We start from the raw sequence: 14,867 nt of genomic DNA, 5'->3' as shown, positions 1-14,867 counted from the left end.
GTGTTCGTCATCCTCGTCTACGACACCGCCGCCGAACGCAACCCGAGAGTCCTCAGAACGTGCCGCAAATACCTCCACTGGACCCAACGCAGCGTCTTCCAGGGCGAACTCACCACCGCCCAGTACCGCGCCCTCACCAGCGCCCTCAACAACGAGATCGACCCCACCTACGACAGCATCGTCACCTACACCACCCGCTCCCCGGACATGATCGAAACCACCACCATCGGAGCCACTCTCGGCGGCCCCGGCGACATCCTCTGACCAGCACCACTGCACCACCAGCCAAACGCCGCACCCCAAAGATCTACAATCGCACCGGCATGGTTCTGAGCAGGGGTTTTATCCTCGGGCCGTGATCAGCCCTGGGGGGCTTGCAACAGTTCGCCGGGGTGATCGTCTCGGGGTACGACCAGCGCCGTGATCAGCCCTGGGGGGCTTGCAACGCTCCCACGCGCAGCCACGCGGCCGGGGACGACCGGGCCGTGATCAGCCCTGAGGGCTTGCAATGTGCTGACCCGCATGACGAGGCCCTCGACCTCGTAGGTCGTGATCAGCCCTGGAGGGCTTGCAACAGGACACCTATTGGTCCATGACCCAGCTCGACGGGAGTCGTGATCAGCTGTGGAGGGCTTGCAACGGCCGCCAGCACGCGCGGCCGTCGACCGCGAGCCGGGGTCGTGATCTGCTCTGGAGGGCTCGCAACGCCACCTCATCGGCCACACCGACCACCGCCCCCTCGTCGTGATCAGCTCTGGAGGGCTCGTAACGAGATCCGGCAACGGGTTAGCTCGTCCTTCTTCCCGGTTGTGGTCAGCCCTGGAGGGCTCGCAACGCGGCCTGCGCGAAGAGTAGCGGTTGGACGCCGGCGTCCTGATCAGCCCCGGAGGGCTCACAAGGTCATCAGGATGGTGACGTCCTGCCGCTCCCACAGGAGGCGTGAACACCCTAGGAGGGCTCGCAACTACGTCCTGTACGCGGACGGCACCCAGGCCATCGGTTTCGTGATCAGCCCTGGAGGGCTTGCAACGTGTATGGGGAACAGCGGGCCTGTCATGAACTCGTTGCACTCCGCTCGCCCCATCGGTCAGCCGAGCTTGGCGAGCCGGGACTACCTCAGCCACCGAGACATCCAGGTGCTTGACAGCCGAGCCTTCGGGCTCGAGAACTGGCAGGCGAATCTGTGCTCCCTGGCCGAGTCGGACAGTGCGCCGAACCGGATCGTCTTGATCGAGGAGCCCTTCGTACTCCTGCATCCCACTACGGAACGCGCGGTGTTCGACACACTCTCGGGACTTGCCGACCAGGGCTTCCAGCTGATCGTCACCTCGAAGCGGACCACCTTGACCACCTTCCCGGCGGCCCGCGTCATCCAGATCGGTCGAAACGCCTACCGCGCGGTGTCCGTCGATCCGACGAGGCTGCCTGAGGGGCCGACGCTGTTGAGCTGGCGGTTCCGACTGCGCGGTCCGCTCGGCGGTCGTGGAACCGTCGGCACGAGTTTGCCGGAACCGCTTGCTGTGTGGAGATCCCGGGGCATAGCTTCATGCCTTCTTCGTCGAGTTTGAAGGCGGTATGGGAACGTGGGTAGTGGGATAGCCGTAACAGCCGCGCGATGGGCGTTCCGGCCGGCGGCGATCGGGTACGCGGGACTGGCCGCGCTGGCGTTGTTCGTGGCGGCGTGTGAGCCGGCGTCGACGTCCGCGCCGTCCGCGGGGGCGAATTCGGTCGCGGCGGCGGCGCCGAGCGGGACGTCGGTGCCGGAGCTGGTGGGGCTCCAGCTCGACAAGGCCAAGACGGCGGCGAAGCAGGCCGGGTTCAAGAGCGTCGAGTCGACCGACGTCGCCGGGGGAGACCACAAGCGGACCCAGATCGTCGAAGCGAACTGGAAGGTCTGCCAGCAGACCCCGGCCTCGGGCACCGCCGCGCCGGTGACCACGAAGGTCACCCTCGGGGTCGTCAAGGACGCCGAACCCTGCCCGGGTGCTGCCGCCCCGACCACGGCGGCGCCGAGCCCGACGACGCCCCCGGCGGCCGCGCCCGCCCCGTCCGCCCCGCCGGTGCCGACGCCCACGAAGGCGGCCCCCGCGCCGACTGCCGCGCCCAGCTCCGAGCCCGCGGCGGCGGCCCCGGCCCCCGGCGGGACCTGCGCCCACCACACCGTCGGCCTCTGCGGCTGGGACCACGGCCAGACACCGACGGTCCCCGACCAGATGGCGGTGTGCAAGGACGGAACCCCGTCGACCTCCAAGACCCCGAGTGGGACGTGCTCGAAGCACGACGGCGTCCAGTACTGGTTCAAGTAGGAAGCCCGCCCGCCCCGGCCGCTCATACGGCCGTGGAGAGGGAGACGTGCTGCCAGGTGTCGAACTCGCCCTGGACCAGGGCGAGCTCGGCCTCCACCTGGTCGACGGCGTCCGCGCCGAGCTGCAGGCGTAGCGGCGGGTCGGCGGCCTCGATGACGTCGACGATGGCCTTGGCCGCCTTCGCCGAACCGCCCGGCTGCTGGCCGTCGAACTCGGCGAGCGCCTCGCGGACCGGGCCCGCACCGGCGAGGTAGTCCGGGATGGAGGCCAGCTCGACCGCACGCTCGACGCGTTCGGGAAGTCGCTCCGGAACCCGCCCGGCTCCACGACCGTCACCCGCACGCCGAGCGGGGCCAGCTCGCCGTGCAGCGCCTCGGTGATGCCCTCGACGGCGAACTTCGACGCCCCGTACAGGCCGGTGCCCGGTGCGGTGGCGAAGCCGGCCACCGAGCCGATGTCGAGGACGTGCCCGGAGCGCTGGGCCCGCAGCGTCTTGCACAGTGGCCCGCGGGGTGTTCAGCACTCCGAAGACGTTGACGTCGAGAGCGCCGTGACCGCGTCGTCCACCTCGGGCCCGACGACGGCCCGAGCCACGGGAGGCTCTGCCGGGACGCGCTGGAGTTCACCGGCCTGTTTGGGGACGGCCGCCGGCCTGATCGTGGCGGTCCGCGCGACCCCACGCGGATGGACGCGGCGCTCGGGATCAGGATCCCGCCCGAGGCGGCCGTCCCGTGGCCGGCGGCCACTCTACTCTGCGACCTCGGCCGTCGCTCCGCATCCATCCCCGTGCGGCACCGTGACAGCGAGATCGGCGAGTACGACTGCGGATTGAGTATCCCGAGTTCTACTCGTCCGCATGCGGTTCCCCACCAAGCGCGGCTGAGGGGTCACAGCGGGCAAACGGTATCGGTGGGGACTTGCCGGGGACCACCCGTCGTTCGCCACCGTCTCTGAGGTGCCTTTCGGTGAACGAACAGCGCGGGCTTTCTACCGTCTGACGTGCGGCGATGGCTATGGCCGGGCGACTGGGGGTCAAGGGGTCGCACGTTCGAATCCTGTCGTCCCGAAAGTGATGTCCGAGGGCCGTTGGGTCGGGAGAAAATCCAGGTCAGCGCCCTTTTGCGCGACGGGCCGTCAGGGGTCGGGGGAATTGGTTCGCATCGTTGCCCTATCGGGCTGGTGGAGGCGCCGCCCCGCAGGATTCCCCGGGTCGTCATCCTCCCTGCGAGGCCGAGGACACCGACGGGCCTCCGTCGCTGGACCCCGCCCGGTGAACGCCCCCGGCGTCGTATCTCGGAGCCCAGAGGGGCAGGACCGGCGCCAAGGCGTTCACCGGGCGTAGTCGACCTCGGGGAAGCCGGGGGAGGGACCGTCGAGCAGCCGCCCCTGGTCGCGGAGGTGGAGGTCAAAGAAGGCTCGCGGGTAGGCGCGTTGGAACGCCTGTGCCCGGTGCCCGGCAATCGTCCCGACCTCGTCCTCCACATCGGACGGTGACATGCACAGGAGAGGGGCGATCAGCGGCAGGATCAGCACATCGTCGCCGAACGACTGGTGCGCGGCTCCCCGTACGGTCAGATGCAGGCGCCAGCCGCGCAGACGGGACCAGAACGCGCGCAGGGCGGGGTTGCTCTCCATGCTGCCCTTGCCTGGGGTGTCAACGACCAGGAACGGACGGTCGAGCCCGGCGTCCACCACCGGGCCCGCCGCGCCCCCATCCAGGCTCGCTCCCGCCATGATCCGCCCGTCGGTGAGCATCGTCGCGGCGGTGGTGGCGCCGCCGAGGGAGTGGCCGAGCATCCCGACGCGCCGCAGGTCGAGCGCCCCGCGAATGCCTGTGGGCAGCGGGGTGCGGCAGACGCCGGGGTGGCCGCCCGAGCGGAGGACGGCGAGCCGGTCCAGGACGAAGCGGATGTCGGCGGTACGGACCGCGAGGGCCTTGGCGTAGTCGCTGATTCCGCCCAGCGGATTCGTCTCGACGCGTCCACCGGGGAAGGCGACTGCCGTCGCGTCGTAGGTGTGGTCGACGGTGACCACCACAAAGCCGTGACTGGCGAGGTCCTCCACGATGCCGGTGCCGAACGACCGTGACGCGTCGGCGCCGGGAGAGTAGAGCACGACGGGCATGGGGCCGGGTGGGCCGCCGACGGGAGCGCCCTCGTGGCCGTGGGTGCCTCCCAGCTGTACCCGGCCGGGAGGCAGGCCGAGGAGGCTCAGGTACCGGTCGGCGGCCGCCGGAGGCATCCAGGGAAGAGCGGGGCGGGCCGCGCAGCTGCGGGCGGGGTACCAGATGCTGATCATCAGCTCACGGAAGGGGCGGGAGGGTACCCAGGGGTCCGGCCGTGCGGTGTCGGTCAGGTGCAGCGCGATCGTACCCAGCGGGTAGTCCGTTCGGGGCGGGCAGCCGGAACCGCACGGGTTCCTCCTGCCGCGGTCGCGCGAGGGCCACCGACGCGAGCGGACCCGGGATCATGGCGGCGGCCAGTCCGGCGCACGAGGACAGTAGTGTTCTCCGATTCATGGCTCCACTGTTCCGTCCGACGGGCTGGGCGGCTTCGCCCCCGGGGAGGAACCCGGTGTCAGCCCAGGAGGGTAGGACGGGCATCAGCCGCGCGGATGACTCAGCCCGCGAGATGACGTCCTCCGGGCTGACAGGCCCCGGGCCCCCGTGTGGATAGCGTGGCCGGCATGGGCGACGGGGAGTCAAGGCCGCTGGTGGCCAGACGTCTGCGGGACGGGCAGTGGCAGGGCGTGGACACGGTCGCGGCCGTGCTCCTCGCCCTGGTGTTCGGCGTGAGCGAGGCGCGGAGCGGTGGCTGGGGCGCGGGAGCCGTGGCGGCACTGGTCTGGTTGCCGGTCGCGGTACGGCGCAGGTGGCCCGTCCGGGTTCTGTACACGGTCCTGGCCGGAGCGGTGTTCGCTATGGCGTTCACCGGATGGGAGGAGTCCTGGGTCCCCGTCGGGGTCGCCCTGTACACGGTGGCGGCGCGGGAACCGCGGCGCCGGTCCGCGACGGCGCTCGGCTGCTCGCTGGGCGCCGTCGCGGCGGCCATGGCCCTCGTACCGCGGCCGGTCCCGGCCTCCGGGGTCGCGGGGGGCGTCGTCTTCGCGTCTTTGATGATGACGCTGCCCTGGGTGGTGGGCACCGCGCTGAAAGAGCAGCGGTCGTACGCAGGACTCGCCGCCCGGCAGGCCGTGACGGACGAGCGCCTGCGGATCGCCCGCGAGCTCCACGACGTGGTGGCCCATCACCTGACTGTCATCGCGGTACGGGCCGAGGTGGCCCGTGCGGTGGCCTCCACCAACCCGCGGGAGGCCGAGCGGACCCTCGAACTGGTCGGGACAGCGGGCCGGACGGCGCTCACCGAGATGCGCCGCATGCTCGGCGTTCTGCGATCACCCGGCGACGGAGCCGAGTGGGGGGCCGTCCCCGGTCTGGCGGACCTGCCCGCGCTCGCGGACGGCGCGGGCCCGCGCGTGGAGCTGTCCGTCGACCCGGATCCACCACTCTCCCCGGGTGTGGAACTGGCGGTCTACCGGATCGTTCAGGAAGCCCTCACCAATGTCGTCAGGCACGCGGGATCGGCGGACTGCTGGGTGAACCTGTCCCGGACGGGTCCCGAGGCGGTCGAGATCGAGGTCGTCAACGACGCGCCGTCCCGGCTCCCGTCCCGGCGTCCTGGCGGTGGGCACGGACTCATCGGGATGCGGGAGCGGGCGGCCATGTGCGGCGGGACCCTCTCCGCCGGCCCGCTGGCGACGGGCGGATTCCGGGTGCATGCGCGGCTGCCCTGCGGATCGGAGACAGCACGGTGAACCGGCCGGTCCGGGTTCTCATCGCCGATGACCAGGCGCTGTTGCGGGCGGGCTTCCGCCTGCTCATCGACAGCGTGCCGGACCTCACCGTCGCAGGCGAGGCCGACAGCGGCGAGCAGGCCGTCGAACTCGCCCTGCGGCTGCGGCCCGACGTCGTCCTGATGGACATCCGGATGCCGGGCACGGACGGTCTGGAGGCCACCCGGCGCATCTGCGCGGACCCGGACGCCGCCGGCACCCGTGTGCTGGTCCTCACCACGTTCGACCTGGACGAGTACGTGTACGCGGCACTCCGCGGCGGGGCCAGCGGATTCCTCCTGAAGGACATCCTCCCCGCCGACCTGCTGACAGCCTTGCGGGTGGTCGCCTCCGGCGACGCCCTGCTCGCGCCCACGGTCACCCGCCGTCTGATCCGCGAGTTCGCCGGACGCCACGAGCCGCGCCCTCGACTCGCCCGGGAGCTGGCGGGCGTGACCCCACGGGAAAGGGAAGTTCTCCGATTGGTGGCCCGGGGACTGCCCAACCTGGTGATCGCCGAGCATCTGGGGCTGAGCATCGCGACCGTCAAGACACATGTCCGGCGGCTGCTGGCCAAGCTCCACGCCCATGACCGGGCCCAGATGGTCGTCATCTCCTATGAGACAGGCGTGGTCACCGCGGGTGGGAACCTCCCGTCCACAGGCTGACGCCTCACAGGCTGACGCCTCACCGGCTGGGACGGTGGACCTGGCGTTGTTGCGGGCCAGGTGGCCGATACCGCTCGCCCCGTCCAGCGGCGGGTACGAGAGCTGCGCGGTGACGGCGTCCTCGCCCATCGTCGGCAGGTTCGTCATCAGGCCGGTGCACGCGGCCCGGTGCGCGGGTTCGAGGAGGTGGAGGAAGCGGCCGACCGAGACGCCGGCCACACGGGAAGCGGTGACGGCCTCCAGGCGGTCGGCGCCACGGTCGAGGTCCTCCCGGGTCGGGGCGTGGATGCGGGCGATGATCTCCAGATGCGGGCGCAGCCGCGGCTCGTCCCCGGCAAGGTCGAGCGACTCGAGCAGGGCGCCGGCCAGGAGCACCTCGCGCTCGCCGTCGAGCGCCGCGCGTTGGGCGAGGGCGGCGAACAGTTCATCGCGTCCGTCGATCCTGGGGGCGCCTCACTGGCCCGGCCTGGTCCATCGAGCTGAACCTCGGTCCCGGGCCCCTGTCGACTCGATCATGCTCCATGTCCGTGGTGTCGGCGACGACGTCCTCAACGCCGTGTTCGCGATCGCCCGAGCAGTCGGCTGCCGAGTCATCGACATCTCCGAAGGTGACTTCCTCGCCCCGGACGACCCGAGCGGTTGGCACTCGTTCCAGCACTATCGCGACCGCGTTGTCCGAGACAGGTGACCACGGCCCACACACCGGCCGAACATTCGCGCGAACAAGCGACCACGTGTCACAGCGGACAGGGAGATCAGCTGTCTGCCAGCAGGGACCCGGAACGTCCGGCCGGAAGGATCTCGGCGGCACGGGAACGGGTTCCGTGAAAGCCGCCCGCGGACCACGGTGGCGGCGAAGGGTCAGAGCCACCAGCGAACGAGAGTGACGACGCCAACGGCCGCGAAACCCAGGAGCACCAGACCTCCGAGAGCAAGTCCGGCACAAAACAGCTCCCCGTCCGAGCCGTCCCCGTCGGTGTGCTCGGCGCGGTCACGCACGTGGTGCCAGTGGACCGGGCGGCCTGCCTGCACGGAGGCCGCCTCACGCAGTCCGGCCAGCCGGGTACGGGCGGTCTCCGTCGGCGCCGACTCCTCGGGACCACGCCAGGCGACGGCCATCATCCGGTCGAGCGGATCGGGGTGACGGGCCTCGAAAGCCGCCGTCTCGCCCGGATCCCGGTCCGCGTCGAGGTAGGCCCAACGGCCTGCCTCGGCCGACTCGCCGTACAACCGGTAGACCTCGGCCAGCCGCTGCCTGGCCGTGAGGTCCGCCGGGTACGAGGCAACCAGGCCGCGCAGACGTTGACGAGCGACGGGTATCCGGCCGGCACGAAGGTCCGCGTCAACTTTGACTAGGGTGGTCTCAACTGTCACAGGATCATGGTGACGAACGAAGAACAGCTGGTCAAAGGACTTACCAGTCCGCTCGGACAACCTGTGACCGTCCGGGACGCCGTCGACGCCCATCGGGCAGATGCCCTCGTCCGGCTGGCCCGCACACCGCTGGCCGACGCCGAATCCGAACTAGCCCACGACACCGCACTCCGCACGGCCGGGCACCGCCTCACCGCCCACACCGACGCCGACCAGGCCGCCGAACACGCCCGCGCCACCATCGCCCGGTACCTGCTCCTCGAGCCTCTGGAAACCGTACGGGCGCTGCGCGAGCGTGCCAACCAGCTCCGCTCGGCGGCGGCCGCGGCCCCAGTCCGCGAGGCGGTGAACGCCCGATGACCCAGGCCGACGGCGCCGATCTCGCCCGCACCGCGCTGCGCGCCGCCCGCCAGACCCGCCCGCCCCCACGCCACCCCGGCCCGGCGGAACGCCCTCGCGGCCCGACCGGCCACGGCCGCCCGCCGGGGTCCGCGCGAGCCGGAGCTCCGCGCAGAAGTGTTCCTCGCGCTGGTCGCCGCCCACGGCTGGACCCTCGGCACCGCCGGCGTGGGCCTGCGGGACCGCTGGCCCACGATCGTCCCGACGCCGCCGACCACTGGCACCTCTCCGGCTACGACCCCACCATCTGCCGCCTGCGCGTGACCGCAGACTTCCCGGCCTGGGCCGCCCAGCTCCGCTACCGGACCCGCCGCACCCTCACCCAGCTTGACCGGCTGCGCCCCGGCACCGTGACCGCTATCGACGTCCGGGGCGGCCCCGCGCCCGCGCCGCAGCTCGACCACGACGTCGACGATCGGACCGCGCCCCGCCCCACAGCGACTGCGCCGGTCCGCGACCACACCGCCTACCAGGAACTGCGCCGCCAGAGGCGCGAGCAGGCCCTCGCCCGCCAAGCCGTGCTCGACGAAGCCGCAGCCCAGCGCGAGCCAGCCCTGACCCGACACTACAACCGGCTGCGCGAACCCGAGCACGCCCACCACCCGGTGGTCGAGGACGAGCAGGCTCTCGCCGAAACCGCCCGTACCCGCCGGCCCCGCGACAGCCACTGCGCGGCCCTCGCCGTCGCCCACGGCCCACGTCGTCCCCCTGCGCACCGCGCGCCAGCCGTACCCAGCGGGCGCGCGCAGTGCCGCCTGACCGGACCGGCCCGTACCCGCCGGATCCCGTCCTGCCTCAGTGAGAGGAAGAGCCGCCGCGACCAGCACCGACATCAACGCCCGGCCCGACTCGCTCCGGGCCGCCTTGCCCGGCCTGATCACCGACTACGCGGACATCTCCACCCCCGGCCGGCTCATCGACCACCCGGACACGGTCGACCAGCGCCTCACCCTGGCGTTGGAGATGCTCGTCGACGTTCAGACCGCCATCGACGTCGAACGCGCTGACGGGCAAGTGGCCCGCGCTGCGCGCGAGCGGGAGCAGCGAGTCGTCGAAGTGGTACTCGTCGGCGGCAGCGTGTCTCGCCGCACGACGGCCCCGGTGACGTCCGGTGGAGGCCGTCCGCCTCCGCAGGCGCGGGGAGGAGTAGCCGGCCGGGGCCGGACTCGCAGTCGCCGGGGTGGCCCGGATCCGGGCAACGGACCCGTCACTTGGAGGTGGTACGCGTCGTCGAACCGGCCGAGGTCCCGGTCGTAGGTGTGGCCCAGCGCCCGCATCAGCAGCCAGGTGGGCGCGTTGAACTCCAGCGCGTCGGTCAGGTTCTCCAGGTCGAAGACGTCGAACCAGCGCTCCCCGTCCCGGTGGCGGTGCGGGAAGCCGAGTTCCAGCAGTTCGTCCAGCAGCGGCCGGGGGACCTGGTAGACCGTCAGCACCATGTCGGACGGGACCTCGAAGTCCCGGTACCGGTCCGGGATCCACCGGGTTCGCTCCACCACCTGGGCGGTTGCCTGGACCGTCACGGCTGCTCGTCCCCGTCGGCCGGCGCGGCGTCCGCCGTCCCGTCGGTCAGCTTCCGGTGGCGAGCGTCGACCGCGTCGGCGAAGCCCGTCAGCAGGAGGCGGCCGAGGTCGGCCAGCGTCGGGTGGTCGAACACCACCACCGGTTCCACCTCCACGCCGTACGTGTCACCGATCCGGCCGGTCAGCTGGACCAGGGAAACGGAGTCGAAGCCCAGCTCCATCAGGTCGGCCGACAGGTCGACGTCGGCGGGGTCGATCAGCAGGAAGCCGCAGGCCGCGAGCCGCAGGTCGCTCTCGACCAGCGCACGGCGGCCCTCGGTTCCGGCCCGGCCGTCGGTCCCGCCCGGCCCGCTCGGCGCGGTGCGGGCGGTCGGCACCGCCGCCGGGGCGGCGGCCTGGAGATCGGTGGTCCGCGCGGGCTCCCGGGCGGCCTGGACCCAGTAGTGCACCGGCTCGAACGGGTAGGGAGGCAGCTCGACCCGGGCGGGCGGCCGGCCGGCCCAGAGCCGGGGCCAGTCGATCGGGGTGCCGTCCACCCACAGGTCCGCGAGCCTGCCGAGCCGGCGCTTCGCCAGCAGGGAGTCGACGTACGTCTGCCCGTCCTCGTCGTCCAGCAGCTCGCCGGGGGCGCGGTCCGGGTGCAGACGGCCGGTGCGGACCGAAGGGGTCCGGTCACCGTCGGCGAAGGCGGTCAGGGCTGCTCGGACCGAGGCCGTGTCGGCGGCGGTCACGGCCAGTCGCACCGGGAGCTCCCGGCGTCCGGTCTGGGTGCTGTGCGCCAGCGCCGCAAGGTCGTCCGGCTGGCCGGAATCCGCCAACTGCCGGGCTAACGCGGCTGCCAGATGCCGTAGTTGGGGTTCTGTGCGGGCGGAGAGCAGTACCAGGTGAGCCGACTCGGCGGGCTCGGCCGGCTCGCCCGTCGGATCCGGGGGTACGGACAGGTACTCCTCCACGACCAGATGGACGTTGGCGCCACCTGCGCCGAAGGAGCTCACCCCGGCCCGCCGCGGGCCGTCGGCCGGCCAGTCCTCCAGGGCGCGCGGGAAGCGCAGCACCGAGGACTCGACGATCTTCGGGTTGAGGGTCGCCACCTGTGCGTTCGGGGCAATCTGGCGATGCTTCAGCTGTAGCAGGACCTTCGTCAGGCCGGCGATGCCGGCGGCTCCCTCGAGGTGCCCGATGTTGGCCTTGATCGAGCCGACGGCGCACGGGGCCTGCGGTGCCCGGTCCGGGGTGAGCGCCCGGACCAGCCCGGCCGCCTCCAGCGGGTCGCCCAACTCGGTTCCGGTGCCGTGGGCTTCGACGTAGGAGACGGATCCCGGCGTGACCCCGGCGGCCTGCAGCGCGGCGGCCACCACCTCCGCCTGCCGGGCCGGGTTGGGCACCGCGTAGCCCGAGGTCCGGCCGGCCGCGTTGAGCGCGGTGCCCTTGATCACGCCCCAGATGCGGTCGCCGTCCGCCACCGCCGCGGCGAGGGGCTTGAGCAGCGCGGCTCCGACCCCCTCACCCGGCACGTATCCGTCGGCGGCCGCGTCGAAGACCTTGCAGGCCTCGTCGGAGGAGAGCATGCCCGCCGCGGAGAGGCCGGCCAGGTGCGCGGGGTGGAGGATCAGGTTCACCCCGCCGACGATCGCTGTGCGGCACTCCCCGCTGCGCAGGCTCTGCACCGCGAGGTGGACGGCGGTGAGCGAGGAGGAGCAGGCCGAGTCGACCGCGAAACTCGGGCCGTGCAGGTCGAAGAAGTAGGAGACCCGGTTGGCGATCGACCACGGCGCGGAGTTGGCCCCGGTCAGTCGGCCGGACGGCCAGGCGGTGGCACCGATCCGGCCGTAGGTGGCGTTCATCGTCCCGACGAAGACACCGGTCGAGGGTTCGTGCGTGGTCGGGCCCAACTGGCCGGCCTGCTCCAGGAGGTGGAAGCAGGTCTGGAGGAAGAGCCGCTCCTGGGGGTCCGTGTTCACCGCGTCGACCGGCAGGATGTTGAAGAACTCGGCGTCGAACTCGGTCACCCCGTCGATGAAGGCGCCCCAGCGGCCGCGGCTCGGGCCGGGCTGTCCGGGGGGCGGGTCGGCGAACTCGCGCCAGTCCCAGCGGTCCGCTGGCACCTCGCCGATACTGGACACGCCGTCCCGCAGGTTCCGCCAGAGCGTCTCCAGGTCGGGCGCGCCCGGGTAGCGCCCGGTCACCGCGATCACCGCGATGTCGTCGGCGGACCCGGCGGACCCGGTGGACCTGGCGGACCCGGTCGCCGGGGTGTCCACGGCAACGGCCGGCTCCGGGCGCGGGCGGTCCGGCGTTCGGCTCGGTCCGGGCGGCGGCGGGAGCACTCGGCGCAGGCCGTCGGCGCGCTCGGCGAGGAGGTAGCGGGCCAGGTCGTCGACGGTCTGGTGTTCGAACATGAGGGTGGTCGGGATGTCGCCGAGGTCCTGGTCGAACCGAAGGGTGATGTTCAGCCGGGTGAGCGAGTCCATGTCCAGCTCCCGCAGTGCGTCGGGGCCGGTCAGGTCCGCCGCCGCGCCGCCGACTACGGCCGCCACGACCTCTCGCACGTACGACCGCACCGACGGGAGCGGCAGCGGCTGCCCGGGTTCGACCGGGTTGGCGGCTCGGGATTCGCGGGGCATGGTGGTCCTTTCCTCTCGGCACGGTCACGGCCCTGCCGGACACGGTGCGGGGCTCGGGTCAGCGCAGGGTGGCCCGGATCGCGGCGAGTTCGTCGACGGTGTCGAGCACGGTCCGCCGCGGCACGCCGAAGTCGACCAGGCAGGCCACCTCGTCGGCGCCGGCGGCGAAGGCGCTGTGCAGGACCGCGAGCGCCTCCTCCCGGTCGCCGATCAGCGACCGGCCCCGCAGGTAGCGCTGCACCGCGAAGTCCAGGCCCTTGTCGACCGTCCGCTGGTCGCTGCGGGCCTCCTGCTGGCTCGCGTAGCTGGCCAGGTAGCGGCGGAGCGGCTGCTCGGCCTCGCTGCGGATCTGCTGCCCCGAGGTCCCGATGGCGGCGTGCGCCATCACCGACACCCGGCCCGTCCCGCCGTGGTGCTCCGCGAAGGCGGCACGGTAGCGCGCTATCCGCTCCGTGAGCTGGGCGGTGGTGAACGCGCCGTAACCGGTTAGGACTCCGGCGCCGATCCGGCCGGCGTACTCGAAGGTCTCGGGGCTGCCGGCGGCGGTGACCCAGTGGGGCAGCACGGCCTGGACCGGTCGCGGGTAGGAGCGCACGGCGTACCGTTCGCCGAGCGGGCCGGTGCGGAGCACCTCACCGCCGGCCCACAGCTCGCGCACGGTCCGCAGGTTCTCGTCGGCCAGCGCGGCTCGGTCCTGGTAGGCCTGCGGCGACAGCACGAAGTCCCGCGGGTTCCAGCCGGCGGCCGAGGCGATCTCCACCCGCCCGCCCGACAGGTTGTCCACCACCGCCCACTCCTCCGCCACTCGGAGCGGATCGTGCAGCGGGAGCACCACGCTGCCCGCGCGGATCCGGATCCGCCGGGTGGCCACCGCCACCGCGGCCGCCACCACGGACGGGTTCGGGTGGGCACCGCCGAACGGCGTGAAGTGGCGCTCGGGGAGCCAGAGGAAGTCGAGCCCCGCGTCGTCGGCGGCCCGTGCCGCGTCGAGCAGCAGCCGGTAGCCCGCGGCGTCGTCGGCGGCGTCGTCCTGCAGGGCGGAGAAGAAGTACAGTCCCAGCGAGCGCTCGCCCCGGTCCGCCGCCATCAGACCGCCCCGCCCGCGGCCTGCAGGTTCTGGCCGGACAGCCACCGCGCGTCGGGGCCGACCAGGAAGCCGACCACGTCGGCGATGTCCTGCGGCAGCCCGAGCCGGCCGAAGGCGCTCGCCCGGCGCCACTGCTGCAGCACCTCGGGGCGAACGCCGGCCGTCACCTCCGCGGTCTCCACGCCGCCGGGCGACACGGTGTTGACGGTGATGCCGCGCCGGGCGAACTCCTTCGCCGCGACCCTGGTCAACTGGTCGAGTGCCGCCTTGCTCGCCGAGTAGGCGGCTTGCGAAGGGTGTGCCAGCGCGGTGGCGGTGGAGGAGATGTTGACGATGCGCCCGCCGTCCCGGAGCCGGTGGGCGGCCTGCTGTATGGCCAGGAACGGAGCCTTGACGTTGAGTGCCATGATCCGGTCGAAGTCCTCCTCCGTGGTGTCGGCGAACTTGCCCCGGAGCATGGTGCCGGCGTTGTTCACCAGGATGTTGATCCCGCCGGTGAGGTCCTCGGCCTCGGCGAAGAGGCGCGCCACCGCGCCGGGCCGGGTCAGGTCGGCCCGGACGGGGTGGACCAGGCCGCCCGCTGCTGCCAGGCGGGCCGCCAACGCCGCGGCCGCGTCCGCGTCCTGGCGGAAGCCGACCACCACCACCGCGCCGTCACGGACCAGGCGCTCGACGATCCCGCGGCCGACACCGCGCGAACCACCGGTCACCAGGGCGGACTTGCCGGTCAGCGGCGCCGGCGCCGGGCGCTGTGCCCCCGGCCGGCCGACCCCGGTCTCCTCGACGTCCTTCGCACCCGTCACCTTCTCCACCCTTCCGAGTCACCCGTGCGGCGCACCCCGGAGGCCGGCGGTCCGCCTGCCTCGGCGGCGCGTGCTGCGGGATGCGATTCGACCACGGGAATCCGGGAATCCGGCACGGAAATTCCGATTGTCCCGTAGTTGCGGCATTCCGGAAATTCCCCTTCGCGCGGCTCGCCCGGGGCCGGAAGTCACGATAGATGATCGGGGTCGTCCTGTCGATGGCCCGCATCGCGTGACATGCCGCGGGTCATTGGC

At 72.4% G+C, this 14,867-nt stretch carries 12 protein-coding genes and 2 pseudogenes; 6 read left to right on the top strand and 8 right to left on the bottom strand.

Annotated features, from left to right (window positions below; all coding sequences use genetic code 11):
- From cas2 to SM793_RS11530, 3 genes are all read left to right on the top strand, one after another.
- Entirely contained in the window at window positions 1-264 is a 264-nt protein-coding gene (cas2, locus tag SM793_RS11540) for a CRISPR-associated endonuclease Cas2 (RefSeq protein ID WP_320438015.1), read from the top strand.
- 791 nt (window positions 265-1,055) lie between these two features.
- Window positions 1,056-1,568 (top strand): hypothetical protein, encoded by a 513-nt coding sequence (locus SM793_RS11535; protein ID WP_320438014.1) that lies wholly within the window; start codon window positions 1,056-1,058, stop codon window positions 1,566-1,568.
- A gap of 189 nt (window positions 1,569-1,757) precedes the next feature.
- Window positions 1,758-2,306: a PASTA domain-containing protein gene (locus tag SM793_RS11530; protein ID WP_320438013.1), complete on the top strand. Its 549-nt coding sequence runs from the start codon at window positions 1,758-1,760 to the stop codon at window positions 2,304-2,306.
- A 357-nt stretch (window positions 2,307-2,663) separates the two neighbouring features.
- On the opposite strand, the pseudogene SM793_RS36395 reads toward SM793_RS11530, so the two are convergent.
- Both SM793_RS36395 and SM793_RS11520 read right to left on the bottom strand, forming a co-directional pair.
- A pseudogene (locus tag SM793_RS36395) lies at window positions 2,664-2,753 on the bottom strand (short-chain dehydrogenase/reductase); the annotation flags it as partial.
- Between the two features lie 882 nt (window positions 2,754-3,635).
- On the bottom strand, window positions 3,636-4,604 hold the full coding sequence (locus SM793_RS11520) for a lipase (protein WP_320438011.1): 969 nt from the start codon (window positions 4,602-4,604) through the stop codon (window positions 3,636-3,638).
- Between the two features lie 387 nt (window positions 4,605-4,991).
- Here SM793_RS11520 and SM793_RS11515 point away from each other — a divergent pair, with 387 nt between their 5' ends.
- Window positions 4,992-6,119 carry a sensor histidine kinase gene (locus SM793_RS11515; protein ID WP_320438010.1) on the top strand — a complete coding sequence of 376 codons (1,128 nt, stop codon included), beginning with the start codon at window positions 4,992-4,994 and terminating at the stop codon, window positions 6,117-6,119.
- On the top strand, window positions 6,116-6,805 hold the full coding sequence (locus SM793_RS11510) for a response regulator transcription factor (protein ID WP_320438009.1): 690 nt from the start codon (window positions 6,116-6,118) through the stop codon (window positions 6,803-6,805). The genes SM793_RS11515 and SM793_RS11510 overlap by 4 nt, the downstream gene beginning before the upstream one ends.
- 129 nt (window positions 6,806-6,934) lie before the next feature.
- On the opposite strand, the pseudogene SM793_RS36390 reads toward SM793_RS11510, so the two are convergent.
- Together SM793_RS36390 and SM793_RS11500 are read right to left on the bottom strand one after the other, a co-directional pair.
- Window positions 6,935-7,228: pseudogene (locus SM793_RS36390) on the bottom strand (lantibiotic dehydratase); the annotation flags it as partial.
- 438 nt (window positions 7,229-7,666) lie between these two features.
- Window positions 7,667-8,179 carry a DUF6584 family protein gene (locus SM793_RS11500; RefSeq protein WP_320438028.1) on the bottom strand — a complete coding sequence of 171 codons (513 nt, stop codon included), beginning with the start codon at window positions 8,177-8,179 and terminating at the stop codon, window positions 7,667-7,669.
- A gap of 63 nt (window positions 8,180-8,242) precedes the next feature.
- Between SM793_RS11500 and SM793_RS11495 the strand changes: the two genes are divergently transcribed.
- Complete coding sequence (locus tag SM793_RS11495) at window positions 8,243-8,539, top strand: hypothetical protein (protein WP_320438007.1); 297 nt, start codon at window positions 8,243-8,245, stop codon at window positions 8,537-8,539.
- A 1,016-nt stretch (window positions 8,540-9,555) separates the two neighbouring features.
- Here SM793_RS11495 and SM793_RS11490 read toward each other — a convergent pair.
- From SM793_RS11490 to SM793_RS11475, 4 genes are read right to left on the bottom strand one after another with little or no spacing between them, the layout of a single operon-like run.
- A complete protein-coding gene (locus SM793_RS11490; protein ID WP_320438006.1) occupies window positions 9,556-10,098 on the bottom strand; it encodes a hypothetical protein in 543 nt (180 codons plus the stop codon).
- Entirely contained in the window at window positions 10,095-12,722 is a 2,628-nt protein-coding gene (locus SM793_RS11485) for a beta-ketoacyl synthase N-terminal-like domain-containing protein (RefSeq protein WP_320438005.1), read from the bottom strand. Before SM793_RS11485 ends, SM793_RS11490 begins: the two co-directional genes overlap by 4 nt.
- Before the next feature lie 58 nt (window positions 12,723-12,780).
- Window positions 12,781-13,809, bottom strand: coding sequence for a MupA/Atu3671 family FMN-dependent luciferase-like monooxygenase (locus SM793_RS11480; RefSeq protein ID WP_320438004.1), 1,029 nt, complete (start codon window positions 13,807-13,809; stop codon window positions 12,781-12,783).
- On the bottom strand, window positions 13,809-14,612 hold the full coding sequence (locus SM793_RS11475) for an SDR family oxidoreductase (RefSeq protein ID WP_320438003.1): 804 nt from the start codon (window positions 14,610-14,612) through the stop codon (window positions 13,809-13,811). Before SM793_RS11475 ends, SM793_RS11480 begins: the two co-directional genes overlap by 1 nt.
- Between the last annotated feature and the right edge of the window lie 255 nt (window positions 14,613-14,867).

Origin of the sequence: Kitasatospora purpeofusca (assembly GCF_034043715.1) — a bacterium.
Classification (GTDB): Bacteria; Actinomycetota; Actinomycetes; order Streptomycetales; family Streptomycetaceae; genus Kitasatospora; species Kitasatospora purpeofusca_A.
The sequence above is the reverse complement of the archived record's forward strand: the minus strand, read 5'-3'. Positions and strand labels throughout refer to the sequence as shown.